This is a genomic window from Mesorhizobium norvegicum, from assembly GCF_004919685.1.
Taxonomy (GTDB): Bacteria; Pseudomonadota; Alphaproteobacteria; order Rhizobiales; family Rhizobiaceae; genus Mesorhizobium; species Mesorhizobium norvegicum.
This window is the reverse complement of sequence record NZ_SMYZ01000062.1, coordinates 1-12661: the sequence shown is the minus strand read 5'-3', so window position 1 is coordinate 12661 and position 12661 is coordinate 1. Positions and strand designations below refer to the sequence as shown.

The following is a 12661-nucleotide window of genomic DNA, read 5'->3' as shown; positions in this document are numbered from 1 at the left end:
TCGGAATCAGGACACTAGATCGCCTTGACCAGCCGCAGCAGCCCCAGCATCTCGACATACGTCCCCTTGCGGAAGGCGATGTAGACCGGCTCCTCGACACCATGGAAACGGCGCTTGAACGCTGCCTGGCCCTGCAGGTTGAACCTGCGCCGGTTGACCCAGGGCGAGTCGTAGGCGCGCTGGAAGGTGTTGCGCCAGAAATCGCTTTCGGCAAAGCCGCTCGGGCCGATGTCGACGAGCGGCGACAGGCCGAGCGTGACCACCGAGATGCCCTCTTCGCGAAAACGGTCGACGGCGAATTTGGTCAGGCCGATCTCGGCGTGTGGCGAGGCATCGAGATGCTTGCGCTTGAAGGCGGTGGTGTAGCCGATGACCTTGCCGTCGGCGAACAGCGGGTCGAAGTCGAGCAGCGCGACCAGTTCGCCATCGGGGCCGTGCAGCACGAAACGGCGCATGTCGGTGCCGAGATGGTCGACGAACGGGCGGTTGAGGAAGCCCATCTCCCAGCGCTTGACGATGCGGTCGCCGCGCCAGTTCTGGGAAAGCCGGGCGATCTCGTCGAGATGGATCGTGCGCCTGTCCTCTTCGAACGAAAAGCCCTTCTTCAGCAGCCAGCGCTCGGAGTAGCGCACGGTTTCGTTGCGCTTTCCGGAAAAATCATGCTCGGGCAAGGTGAGACGAGTGTCGATGCCGAACCGATTGACCTTGTAGCCGAGCCCGGCCAGCACGCGTGCGGTCGCCTCGCTGATCTGCACGAACCACGGGCTGCCGGCGGTCTCGACGAAGCGTCTGATATAGTCGGGCCGCAGCATTGGAGCCGCCACCGGATCGCCGAGCGCGAAATGATGCTTCATCTTGGTGCCGAAGGCGATGTAGCCGTCGGCGTCGCCGAAATAGGAAAGCTTGTTTTGAACGGCGGTGGAGTAGGCGAGCGAGAAGTCGCCATGGCGGCGAACAAGCGCCAGTCGTTCGACATGGGTCAGCGCCTGCCGCTCGACCTTGGGCGCGGCGCCCTCAAGGATGTTGTCGAAATAGATCCGCAAGGAGGGCATGGTCGAGATTCCGCGTGCCGCCTACAGCGCCGCGCGTCCAAGACGCGCAAAGGTGCTGTAACACTTTGATTCTGCGCATGGCCTCGAAAATCGAACCCGATTTCGGGCATGCGCGTGGGGGATAACAGAGACCCGCCAGCCCCCCAGGGCCTCGAATCAATCACATTGCCGCGACCTGATTACCGTTGATATCGCGCATATGCCATATAGAGCGCAACCGCGCGCCCGGCGTATGGCTGGAAAATCGTATGGCTCGAAAATCGGCAGCGGTTTGCGAATATGGATCCTGCGCGGGATCAAACGGTTACAGCGTCATGCGAGCCTTGCGGCTGGGCGGTCGAACGGGATTCAAGAGTGAATGGCTGATACGACAATCAGATGGGTGGCGGACCAGACGGTGATGGTCGAGCCGGCGATCGTCGTCGGCGCCGGTGCTGCCGGACTGGCCGTCGCGCATGCCTTGATGAACGCCGGCGTGCCGACGGCGATCCTGGAAAGGGAAAGCCGGCTGGCCGAGCCCTGGCACAGGCGGCACAAGCAGCTGCATCTCAACACCCACCGCGATCTCTCGTCGCTGCCTGGTCTCGCCTATCCCCCGGGCACCCCCGCCTTTCCGCAAAGGATGGTCGTCATCCGCCATATGAACGATTTCAGGGACGAGAACCGGCTGCCGGTGCAGTTTGGCGTCGCTGTCGAAGAGGTCGCCTTCAAGGGCGATCATTGGGCGCTGCGGACCAGCGCCGGACCGCGCCTGGCCCGTAACGTCGTCATCGCCACCGGCCGCGACAGGCAGCCGTTCACCCCTGAATGGAAAGGCATGACGGATTTCGGCGGCCGCATCATCCATTCGGCGGATTTCGGCGACGTGCAGGACTATGCGGGCCAAAAAGTGCTGGTTGTCGGCGCCGGCAATTCGGGCTTCGACGCGCTCAATCATCTGGCCGACATAGACACGGCCGCCATCTGGCTGTCGGCCCGCAACGGCCCCGCCCTGCTGCCCAAGCGGATCGGCAAGATCGCCGTGCATCGGCTTTCGCCGTTCATGGCGCGCTTGCCGTTACGGGTCGCCGATGTGGTGATGGCGGCAACGCAGCGCCTGGTTTTCGGCGACCTGACCAAATTCGGCATGCCGCCCGCGCCGTCGGGCGGCGCCAGCCGCCTGACCTCGGACTACACCGCGATCGCCGCCGACGACGGTGCCGTCGACGCCATCAAGGCCGGCAAGATCACCGTCGTGCCGGCCATACGGGAATTCACCCGCGACGGCGTGATCCTGGCCAATGGCAGCCTGATCGATCCCGACATCGTCATTGCCGCGACAGGCTATCGCACCGGGCTGGAGCCCATGGTCGGCAAGCTCGGCGTGCTCGACGGCAAGGGCGTTCCGCTCTTCAACGGCGGGCAAGCCGATCCGAAATTGCCGGGCCTGTGGTTCACCGGCATGCGGCCAAGCATTCGCGGCTGCTTCGCCAATGCCGGCATCCTGGCGAAGGCTATCGCCAAACGGATTGCCGGCTCCGCCGGCGTCTCCCACTAGTTCGGTGCTTCAGGCTGATTTCGGCTCGAGCCGGCGGGGCGAGCTTCTCTGGTGGCATGGGTGGCATGGTTTTTTGGCTTGCCGGCCGCCGGCAGCAAGGTGAGATCAGCGGCCCATTCCACATTCGTCAAATTGCTTGCGTAGCGCAGCGCTTCGCGCCGATAGTGCCGCCGGATGGTTTCAGTCCAAGCCATCGTGACCTCCAATGCGCTTCGCGACCCAATGGAATCACAACCGATTGAAATCACCCAACTTCTTTTTTAGTCAGCCCCTTAGTCAACGGAGCAGTTCCGGTGATCAATGACTTTGACCGCCTCATCGACCGCCGCCACACGAACTCGGTGGCCGAAAGTGGGTACGAGGATTACCTTTTTGGCGGTTCGGAACTGCCCCGACTCGATATGCCACGTTCGGATATCATATCAATGTGGGTTGCCGACATGCAGTTCGCCGCGCCGCAGGCTGCATTGAACGCTATAACCGAGCGAATGCAACGTCCGATCTTTGGCTATACGATGAACTTGGACGACGAACTGTATGAGGCCTTCCACGATTGGAGCCGCGATCGCTACGGCTGGAGCTTTCGCCGCGACGAGATGCAAACTTCGCAAGGCGTCGTTCCAGCGCTTTACGCGTTGGTGGAGTATGTCTGCAAGCCAGGTGAGAAGGTCCTGAGTCTCTCGCCCGCCTATGGCTACTTCAAACGGTCCGCCGACTATTCGGCGCGAGAATTCGTGACATCACCATTGCGCAAGCATGATGGCAGCTACACCGTCGACTTTGCCGATTTCGAGACCAAGGCGAGGGACCCGGCAGTCAAGCTGTTTTTCCTTTGCCATCCCCACAATCCAACAGGACGAGCCTGGAGCGAGGGCGAGCTACGCCGCATGGCCGACATATGTTTCGACAACGGCGTCATGATCGTATCAGACGAAGTACATTGCGATCTGCTCCGTCACGGAAAGCGGCATGTGCCGCTGGCGCGCCTATTTCCAGACCGCAAAGACATCGTGACCTGCATGGCGGTTAGCAAGACCTTCAACATGGCAGGGATGATGATCGCGACGATCATTATCCCTGACCCGGACTTGAGGGCGATCTGGAAGCAACGACACTCCCCTTTCTTGAATCCACTCAGCCTTGCGGCGGCGACCGGCGCTTACCGGAATGGCGCTCCGTGGCTGGACGAGCTGCGAACCTATTTGGATGACAATTTCGCCTGGGTTGAGGCCTTCTTGCGAGCAGAATTACCAGAGGCCCGCTTCCGCATCCCCGATGCCACTTATCTGGCTTGGATCGACCTCGGCGCCTATTTCCCGGATTCCATCAACCTGACAAAGTTCTTCCTCGAGAAAGCTGGCGTCGTCCTCGAAGGCGGAGAGATGTTCGTAAACAACGGGGAAAACATGGTCCGCCTCAGCCTTGCCTGCCCGCAGTCCCAGGTTCGGGCCGCGATGGAGCGGATACGAGACTCCGTCAAAGCGAAGGTGCTTGAGACGGCCTCCTGATGCAGCGCGGAACGTTCTCAAGCCGACTTCGGCTCGAGCCGCCGGAAACCGACGGCCTCCATCAGCATATCCTCGTCGACCATGCCGGCATTGTGCAGGGCGAGCAGGGTCAGCGCCAGTTCGCGCGCCTCCGTCGATTCGGGGTGTGCTTCGCGCCGTCGGCAGGCTTTGTCGAACACACGCTGCAGCCTTGCGATATCGTCAGGCTTGAGCAGGCCACGGTCATAGACGGACTTCGGCATGGCGATCTCCTGATAAAGACCTAGGGCGCCACGTTTAAATTGCCAATCTTTCCCGAGGCTTGAATGATTTCGCCCATCGCTTCGTCATCCTGGGGCGGAGCAAGGAGCGCAGCGACGCGGCGCAGACCCCAGGATCCATGCCGCGACTTCTAAGCGTTGCAGCGGTGCAGAATTCTGTTCCGCTGCATTCCTCGACGCGCGTCGCGGCCTGGATCCCAGGGTCTCCGCGACGGAGCTTCGCTCCTGCTTCGCCCAGGGATAACGAAGGTGGGTGAGGCTTCGGCCAATCGCGAATCCATGTGCCGCACTACCAGCGTCGACAAGCGATCAGACCGCGATCTTGCCGCCGCCCTGTTTGGTGATGGCGACCACCGACGGCCGCACCGGCATGTCGGGCTTGAAGTCGGGCCAGCGTGTCGACAGATCCTCATAGTAGGACGGGCGGCCGAACGCTTCCCAGTCCTCGCCGCCGTCGCCCGGATGCTGGACGGCGACGAAGGCGGTCTGATCGTCGGGCGCGAACAGCGGACCGCACATTTCGGCGCCGATCGGCACGCGGAAGAACAGTTTCGAGGTCGCCCGCGCCGCGCCTTCCGTATCCACCGCCCACAGGCCGTCGGTGCGGCCGGTGGCCTTCGGCCCCTGGCCGTCGGTGGCCACCCACAGGCGCCCGGCCGAATCGACAGCGCAATTGTCGGGCATGCCGAACCAGCCATTGGCCGTCGTCGCCGTCGAGAAGGTGGCGCCGACATCGGCCACCGAAGGATCGCCGCATTTCAGCAGCACTTCCCACTTGCCCTTGGCAGCGGAGAAATCGCCGCCGTCCTCCGAGATCTCGATGATGTGGCCGAAGGCGTTTTCGGCGCGCGGGTTGGCGGCATCGACCTGGTCGGCCTTGCGCTTCGAATTGTTGGTCAGCATGACATAGACCTTGCCGTTGACGGCATTGGGCTGGATGTCCTCGGGGCGGTCCATCTTGGTGGCGCCGAGCAGGTCGGCGGCGCGGCGCGTCTCGATCAGCACGTCGGCCTGGCCAGTGAAGCCGTTCCCAGCCGTCAGCGGCCCCTGGCCGAAGACGATCGGCAGCCATTCGACCGTGCCGTCTTCGGCGAATCTGGCGACATGCAGCGTGCCGTCGTCGAGCAGGTCCTTGTTGGCGGCATGGTCGTTCGGATTGAACGCGGCCCTGGTGACGAACTTGTAGACATAGTCGAAGCGCTCGTCGTCGCCGAGATAGAAGACGACGCGGCCGTCCTTGGCGACGATCGATTCGGCGCCCTCATGTTTGAAGCGGCCCATGGCGGTGCGCTTCCTCGGCGTCGAGGTCGGATCGTTGACATCGACCTCGACGATCCAGCCGAAGCGGTTGGCCTCGTTGGGCTCCTTGGCGAGGTCGAAACGGTCGTAATGCGCCGCCCATTCATAGGCGCCTTCGGGAATGCCGAGGCGCTTGTAGTTGGCGGCTTCCTTGTGACCTTCCGGCAAGTCGCCGGAGAAATAGCCGTGGATGTTTTCCTCGGCCATCACATAGGTGCCCCAGGGCGTAACGCCGCCGGCGCAGTTGTTGAACGTGCCGAAAACCTTGGTGCCGGACGGGTCGGCATTGGTCTTGACGCGGTCATGGCCGGCGACCGGACCGGACAGTGCCATTTCGGTGTTGGAGGTGATGCGGCGGTTGAGCTTGCCGTCGCGCACCACCTGCCATTTGCCAGCGTCCTTGCGGATCTCGACGATGGTGCCGCCGTGGGCTGCCATCTCGACATCGACCTGCTCCTTCGACAGGGGGACGACTTCGGCCGACTTCTTGCCGTCCTTTTCGACGATCTTCACGATGCCCGGGAACATCAGATGCGGGTTGGTGTATTCGTGATTGACGACCAGCAGGCCGTGTTCGGCCGAACCGTCGATCGGGAGATAGCCGACATAGTCGTTGTTGTAGCCGAACTGTTTCGCCTGGGCCTGCGCCGACTGTTTCGTCGGGTCGAAGTCGGGCGAATCGGCAAACAGCGGGTCGCCCCAGCGCAACAGCACATCGGCATCGTAGCCCGGCGCGACATGATGCTTGTCGTCGATGCCGGCCTCCAGCTCGTCGAACACGAAGGCCGAACCTTCGGCGGCCCGGGCCTCGTCGGCGCTGATCAGCGCCAGCGGGCTGACGGTGGCGGCAATGGCCGAGACCGCCAGCGAACCCTTGAGGAAGCCACGGCGCGAAAACCGCGCGGCGATGATCTCGCCCATGGTGCGGTTGTCGGTGGGGTTGGTGGCCGGGCCGTCGTTTTGCTCAAGCAGGCTGGTGCGGAATCGGGCGTCGGGGGAGCGAGGGTCAGTCATTTGGGGCTTGCCTCTGGCTTTGGGGATGGCTGGAGCGTGTTGCCTGTTTAACCCCTTATATCCGGTCGATCACATTTTCGTGACATCCCAAACCGCTTTCAACCGCATTCCCCGATCTCGGCAGCCGACCCTTCGCGGCCGCGCAACGCAGGGGACCAAAGTCCCTGGTCAGGCCAAGCAAAGGTCCCTGTTTGGCGCCGCATCGGTCGTAGGCCCCTTATGCCAAGGCAGCCAGGTCGGCAATGGTCGGCGGCTTGCCAATGCCCAGCATCGGCCTGATGAAGAGGAGGACCGAGATGCGCGGATCGATCCCCGCCCGCTATCGGTGGCTGGCTCTGAGAGCGACATCGGCATTGGCGCTGGCCATCGCCCCCTGTCAACTCGCCTTCCACGGCTCCGCTCCCGGCATCGTTGCCGCAGCCGCGCACGCCAAGGATGGCGGAAGTGGTGGCGGTGGTGGTGGCGGAAATGGTGGAAACGGTGGAAGTGGCAGCGGAAACAGCGGCAATTCCGGGTCCGGTGGCGGCAACGATGGCGCCGGTAACGATCATGACGGAACCGACAATTCCGGATCCGGCAACGGCGGAGCCGGCCATCATGTCAATGCAGCCACCGGTGACAAGGTGGATGTGGACGGCAACAAGATCGAGGTCGAGCATCCCGACGGCATCAGGGAAGAGATCGAGAACGGTCGTTTCGAGATGAAGGATGCCCTCGGGCGCACGATCGTCGAACGTCCGGCGACGGCGGACGATTTCAGTCGCCTCGAGGCATTGTGAGGCAAGGCCAGCATGTAGCGGCCCGGCTTCACAAGTCACCTCCGCCGCCCCCGGCGGAGGTGACTTGATGTCCGGCGTCTGCCGTTGTCCGGCATCGGGAAAGCCAGTCTCCCGTTCGGCGATGGCGGTCGCGGCGCCGTTCATGCGAAGCTAATATAGCACAAATAGGACTTTAGTCCAACCTTGCGCTTGCAAAGGTCCTGGGTGACAACCGCAACGGTCGGAGGTCGCTTCCGGGAACCGCGTCTTTCAGCGATGTTGGCTGCTGCTGCGACGTTGAGGGTGGGCGCGCCGGGCTCAATCGACGGGGATCAGGATGCACAGATCGGTCACGACCCGTTGTTGCCGGCTGGCGCTCAGATCGGCCGCCGCGCTGGCGTTGACCATCGCTCCCTATCAGATTGTCCTCCATGGCTCTGCTCCCGGAATCTATGCCGCCAGCGCACAGGCGGGCAAGGGCGGCAATGGCGGCGGCAACAGCGGTGGTGGAAACGGCAACGGTGGTGGCAACGGTGGCGGAAACAGCAGCGGCGGCAATTCCGGGGGCGGCAACAGCGGTAACAGCGGCGGCAACAGCAGCGGCGGTAATAGCGGCAATAGCAGCGGGAATGGGAATAGCAGCAGCGGGAACGGCAACAGCAATGGGAATAGCAGCGGGAACAGCGGCAATTCCAGCAACGGCAACTCGGCCTCCGGCCAGAGCAGCAATGCGACCAGCAGTCACGTCAACGTCGCGACCGGCGACAAGGTCGACGTGACAGGCAAGAATATTACGGTCCAGCATCCCGACGGCATTACGGAGACGATAGAGAACGGCCGTTTCAAGATGCGAGATGCGCTCGGACGCACGATCATCGACCGGCGGGCCACGCCGGCCGATGCGAGGCGTCTCAAGGCTATGTGAAGCTGGCCAACAGGCAACGGCAAGCTTCACGTGTCACCTCCGCCGCCCCCCGGCGGAGGTGACTTCATTTCCTGGCCGGCGCCGCGCGATTTCCGGCACCGCAATGGCTGAGCCCCAACTATTTGTTTTATGCGATTCCCGACGGTGCCTGCGGCGCACTTTTCCTCTAGGAATGGTTCCTGTCGCCGTCGCGCGCCTCACGCATCATCAAGGCTGCTTCGGTGCGGTTTCGCACATTGAGTTTCGACAGCACGCCGGTCATGTGATGCTTGACGGTCTTCTCCTGAAGCTCCAGCCGCAAGGCGACTTCCTTGTTGCTCAGCCCCTCAGCCACCAGCCGCAGGATTTCCGTCTGCCGCTCGGTGAGTTGCCGCAGCCGGTCCGCTATGCCGTTGGTGGGTTTCTGGGATTGGAGATCCGAAAGCAGTCGGGCCGACAGCGTCGGCGAAAGATAGCTCTCGCCAGCCGCCACGTTGCGCAGGATGTCGGCAAGCGCGCGCGATCCGATACCTTTGAGGACATAGCCGCGCACCCCTTCGTTCAGGGCCATGGTCACATCGGCATTGCCCTCCGAAACGGTCAGCATGACGATCTTCTGGGCGGGATGGTTGGCGAGGATGCCTGCAACCGCGGCCAGACCGCCGCCCGGCATGGAGATATCGAGCAGCAATATGTCGGGCCGCACCGTCGAGGCGATGCGTTCGGCATCCTGCGCCGTGGCACCCTCGCCAACCATCTCGAAGCCTCCGATCTCCGACAGGCTGCGCGTCACACCTTCGCGAAAGAGGGGATGGTCGTCGACAATGGCGATACGAATGACGTCAGTCATGCTTGCTCCTCAACCGATAGACGGATCACCAATCGCGTGCCTTGCGGCCCGGTCAAGGTTTCGAACTGGCCACCAATGCTTTCGACCCGCTCTCTGAGGCCGGCGAGCCCGAGGCCCTCGACCCGTGCCGGATCGAAGCCTGGCCCGGCGTCCGATACTTCAACACAAAGCCTGCCACCTTTCATCCCGGCACTCACTGCCTGATCCTTGCCTCGCCCGTGGCGGTAGGCGTTGTTCAGCCCTTCCTGCACGAAACGATAGATGCTGATCTTCTCGGAGGCGCCGGGCTCCGGCAACTGTCCGGCCAGCGTGAGTGTCACCGACGTTCCCGTCCTCAGCTGGTGTTCGTTGACGGCCAGCCGCAGAATGTCCGGTGCGGCTGCCGTCTCTATCTGTGGCAGGACGAGGCCGGTGCAGATACCGCGTATTTCGCGCAGCGCATCCTCCAGCGTCTTGCGGATCATCGCGACCTCGGTCGAGCGGCTTTCGCCCGAATGGCCGTCGCCGGAAAATATCGGACTGTCCATGCGCAGCGCCGCCAGGGCCACGAGTTGGGCCGGACCGTCATGGAGGTCGGCGCCGATACGGCGCAAATATCTTTCGTTGAGCGCGGTGGCGCGGCGGGAGGCCCGCTGCACGCGCAGTCGCAGGGCGCTGTTTTGCGTCACCAGACCCTGCAGCTCCGACACCTGGCGGCGCAGTGCCCCGCGCTGATCGTCGATGGTGCGGCTGCCGCGCAGGACGATGCCCGACAGGAGCAGGAATGCCGCCAGGGTCGCGCCGGCCACGATCAGCCAGCTAGACCACAGAGCGGAAGACAGGGTGGCTTTGAATTCGTCGGCGATCTCGTAGAATTCGGTGACGGCCACCACCTCGCCGGACCAGGGCTCGCGCACGGGATTGTAGATCTCCAGCAAAGGCACGCCGGTCGCCTCTTCCTTGCTTTCGTTTTCGTCGAACGTGTCGAATTGGGCGACGACATTGCCTTGGAAAGCGGCGCGCAGGCCGTCGCTCGGTTCGAAGCGGCGGCCGATCAGTGCCGTCTCCTTGGCATAGAGAATCGTGCCGTCGCGGCTCCACAGCTTGAACGATACGAGGCGCTTGCCGAGCGCGCCCTGGCCAAGCGTCTCGTCGAGCGCCTGCTTGACGGAGTCGCTGAGCTCCTGCTGCTTGCGCAAATCGGGAAGCAGCGGCGCAATCACGCTGTCGACATACAGCGCCGTCGTGGCGGCTGAATTGCGAATGACGCCCTCCCGGATCTGCCCCGTCACCCAGGCGCCCACCACCAGCATGACGGCCAGCAGGCCAAAGCCGCCGGCAACGACGAATTGCAGGGCAAGAGAAAGTTCGCTCCAGCGTCGCACCAGGTTTTGCAGAATGCGTATCATGAGCCCCTGACCGCCCTTGAATCGACAGACTGGGCGATACCAGTACATTGACCCTCCCTCTTGCCGTTGCCAAGAGCTACGTTTGATCGAGGTCGCTTGACGTCCCGGCGCGCTTCGGAAACAAGGTCCGCGACACATGCGGCCGACGCCGCTTCGAGAGGGGACGGGACGTTGAGTTTTTCGGGATTGCTGCAGCTTGGCTTTTCGACTGTCATTTTCCTGTTGGCGGCGACGGCCGCCAAGCAATGGGGCCTGGCGCCGAGCCTGGGCAAGATCCTGCTGACGTTGGCGCTTTATTCTTTGGGCAATCTGATCATGCTGCGGCTGATCCGCGAATTCGGCATGTCGGTGTCGTTCAGCCTCTCGGCCGTCATCCAGCTGGTCTCGGTGAATGTCGTCGCGCTGGTGTTCTTCGGCGAGCGCGTCAACGCGCTGCAGGCGACCGGCATCATGCTGGCGATCGCCGCCGTGGCTCTGATCACGCTCGGACCCTATCTGCAAGGCCGATTGTAACGGGCGAATTGCCGATGAAGAACGCCGCGAACGCGCTGCTCAACCGGGTCGAATTCCCGGTGCTGCTGGCCGGCCTGGTCATCGCAGCCGGCCTGTGGGGCTTCGAGGAATTGATGGAGGTGGCGCGGGCCACCACGCCGCACGCCTTCGACACCGAAATCCTGCTCGCCTTCCGCAAGGCCGGCCAGCCCGACAGCCCGATCGGCCCGCTCTGGCTGGAAGGGGCGATGCGCGACATCACCAGCCTCGGCAGCTCGGCCGTGCTGGTGCTGATCACAGCGGCGACGATCCTCTATCTGCTGCTGATCCGCAGGCCGGCAACGGCGCTTTTCCTATTTGTCGCGGTGGCGGGCGGCCAGGTGCTGTCGAGCCTGCTGAAAGTCGGCATCGACCGGCCGCGGCCCGAGCTCGTTTCGCACCTGGTCACCGAAACTTCGCTGTCCTTTCCCAGCGGCCACGCCATGCTGTCGGCAGTGACCTATCTGACGCTCGGCGCGCTGGCAGCGCGCTTCCTGCCGGGGCGAACGACGAAGATCTATGTGCTGTCGCTGGCGGTGCTGACGACGCTGCTGGTCGGCATCAGCCGCATCTATCTCGGTGTGCACTGGCCGTCGGATGTGCTGGCCGGCTGGTGCGCCGGCTTCGTCTGGGCGATGTTGTGCTGGCTCACTGCCCGGGCGTGGCAGCGATGGCACGGGCAGCGCCTGAACGGTGACATCGAGACTACAGATTAGATCAGCCGGTTGATTAGCCCGTGCCCACAACCCGCCAACAGGAAAACCGCCGACAGCAAAGCTGCCGATGTCATCAAAGCCCTGAAAATCTTCAACTGCTCACCCCCTGGTCGATGCTGAAAAAAGGAAGGCTGCATCGATATCATTCCCGGCAATGACGACCAGCGTAGCATGCCTGTCTTGCTCCCCGCCATCCGGCTTTCCGAGAGGGTACATGTTTCATATATGCATTATGATGGTTGAAACATCACCATGACTGTATTATACGTTGATACCGCAGACTCAGACGGGGGTTTTGGCCGATGATCACTGCCGCGCAGATGCGCGCCGCAAGGGCGCTGGCCGGCATCGATCAGAAAACGCTCGCCGAGCGCGCCGGAGTTTCGCTTCCGACCATCCAACGCATGGAAGCGAGCGACGGTGTGGTCAGGGGCGTGGTCGATACGCTGATGAAGGTCATCCAGGCGCTCGACGAGGCCGGGGTGGAACTGATCGGCGAGAACCAGGCCAGCGAGCGCGGTGGCAGGGGCGTGCGCCTCAAGCAGACCGTGCCGCGCTAGCCTCCCGCAACCCGAGTCGGCACACATTAAGTCGCGACGCGACCGCCGACGTTCCTGCCGACGATCCCGCCGCCTTCACGGAGCGGAAGGCACATTCATGGACCAGAGCCATCCGGCAAGCCACCATCCGGCAAGGCCGACATTTTCCGAATTGTTCACGCCGAAGCTGGTGACGGTCTGGCGCGAGGGTTACACGCTCGCAAACTTCAAGGCGGACGCCATCGCCGGGCTGACGGTTGCCATCGTCGCGCTGCCATTGTCGATGGCGATCGCGATCGCCTCAG

Annotated in this window: 13 protein-coding genes and 1 pseudogene; 8 read left to right on the top strand and 6 right to left on the bottom strand. The window is 63.1% G+C overall.

The genetic code is table 11. The annotated features are described in order from the left end of the window. Positions 1 to 14: 14 nt before the first annotated feature. Positions 15 to 1052, bottom strand: a complete 1038-nt coding sequence (locus FCU66_RS25225) for a phosphatidylglycerol lysyltransferase domain-containing protein (protein ID WP_136620774.1) — start codon at positions 1050 to 1052, stop codon at positions 15 to 17. Between the two features lie 358 nt (positions 1053 to 1410). On the opposite strand from FCU66_RS25225, the gene FCU66_RS25220 reads away from it, so the two are divergent. Further along, complete coding sequence (locus FCU66_RS25220) at positions 1411 to 2589, top strand: flavin-containing monooxygenase (protein WP_136620773.1); 1179 nt, start codon at positions 1411 to 1413, stop codon at positions 2587 to 2589. On the opposite strand, the gene FCU66_RS42845 is transcribed toward FCU66_RS25220, so the two are convergent. Then, positions 2586 to 2783 carry a hypothetical protein gene (locus FCU66_RS42845; RefSeq protein WP_136620772.1) on the bottom strand — a complete coding sequence of 66 codons (198 nt, stop codon included), beginning with the start codon at positions 2781 to 2783 and terminating at the stop codon, positions 2586 to 2588. The two genes, FCU66_RS25220 and FCU66_RS42845, sit on opposite strands and share 4 nt — an antisense overlap. Before the next feature lie 99 nt (positions 2784 to 2882). Between FCU66_RS42845 and FCU66_RS25210 the strand changes: the two genes are divergently transcribed. Next, complete coding sequence (locus FCU66_RS25210) at positions 2883 to 4097, top strand: MalY/PatB family protein (protein WP_136620771.1); 1215 nt, start codon at positions 2883 to 2885, stop codon at positions 4095 to 4097. A 17-nt stretch (positions 4098 to 4114) separates the two neighbouring features. On the opposite strand, the gene FCU66_RS25205 is transcribed toward FCU66_RS25210, so the two are convergent. Together FCU66_RS25205 and FCU66_RS25195 are read right to left on the bottom strand one after the other, a co-directional pair. Then, positions 4115 to 4339 (bottom strand): hypothetical protein, encoded by a 225-nt coding sequence (locus FCU66_RS25205; RefSeq protein ID WP_136620770.1) that lies wholly within the window; start codon positions 4337 to 4339, stop codon positions 4115 to 4117. A gap of 327 nt (positions 4340 to 4666) precedes the next feature. Then, a complete protein-coding gene (locus FCU66_RS25195; protein WP_136620768.1) occupies positions 4667 to 6670 on the bottom strand; it encodes a PhoX family protein in 2004 nt (667 codons plus the stop codon). Positions 6671 to 6966: 296 nt separating this feature from the next. On the opposite strand from FCU66_RS25195, the gene FCU66_RS25190 reads away from it, so the two are divergent. Together FCU66_RS25190 and FCU66_RS25185 are read left to right on the top strand one after the other, a co-directional pair. Then, positions 6967 to 7449 (top strand): hypothetical protein, encoded by a 483-nt coding sequence (locus FCU66_RS25190; protein WP_136620767.1) that lies wholly within the window; start codon positions 6967 to 6969, stop codon positions 7447 to 7449. A gap of 316 nt (positions 7450 to 7765) precedes the next feature. After that, complete coding sequence (locus FCU66_RS25185) at positions 7766 to 8353, top strand: hypothetical protein (RefSeq protein ID WP_136620766.1); 588 nt, start codon at positions 7766 to 7768, stop codon at positions 8351 to 8353. 166 nt (positions 8354 to 8519) lie between these two features. On the opposite strand, the gene FCU66_RS25180 is transcribed toward FCU66_RS25185, so the two are convergent. Next, a complete protein-coding gene (locus FCU66_RS25180; protein WP_136620765.1) occupies positions 8520 to 9182 on the bottom strand; it encodes a LuxR C-terminal-related transcriptional regulator in 663 nt (220 codons plus the stop codon). Further along, positions 9179 to 10570, bottom strand: a complete 1392-nt coding sequence (locus tag FCU66_RS25175; protein WP_136620764.1) for a sensor histidine kinase — start codon at positions 10568 to 10570, stop codon at positions 9179 to 9181. Before FCU66_RS25175 ends, FCU66_RS25180 begins: the two co-directional genes overlap by 4 nt. A gap of 171 nt (positions 10571 to 10741) precedes the next feature. Here FCU66_RS25175 and FCU66_RS25170 point away from each other — a divergent pair, with 171 nt between their 5' ends. From FCU66_RS25170 to FCU66_RS25155, 4 genes and pseudogenes are all read left to right on the top strand, one after another. Beyond that, complete coding sequence (locus FCU66_RS25170; protein ID WP_056585458.1) at positions 10742 to 11083, top strand: hypothetical protein; 342 nt, start codon at positions 10742 to 10744, stop codon at positions 11081 to 11083. A gap of 14 nt (positions 11084 to 11097) precedes the next feature. Further along, positions 11098 to 11817 (top strand): phosphatase PAP2 family protein, encoded by a 720-nt coding sequence (locus FCU66_RS25165; RefSeq protein ID WP_136620763.1) that lies wholly within the window; start codon positions 11098 to 11100, stop codon positions 11815 to 11817. A 302-nt stretch (positions 11818 to 12119) separates the two neighbouring features. Further along, positions 12120 to 12377, top strand: coding sequence for a helix-turn-helix domain-containing protein (locus tag FCU66_RS25160; protein WP_027040307.1), 258 nt, complete (start codon positions 12120 to 12122; stop codon positions 12375 to 12377). 97 nt (positions 12378 to 12474) lie between these two features. Further along, positions 12475 to 12661: pseudogene (locus tag FCU66_RS25155) on the top strand (SulP family inorganic anion transporter); the annotation flags it as partial.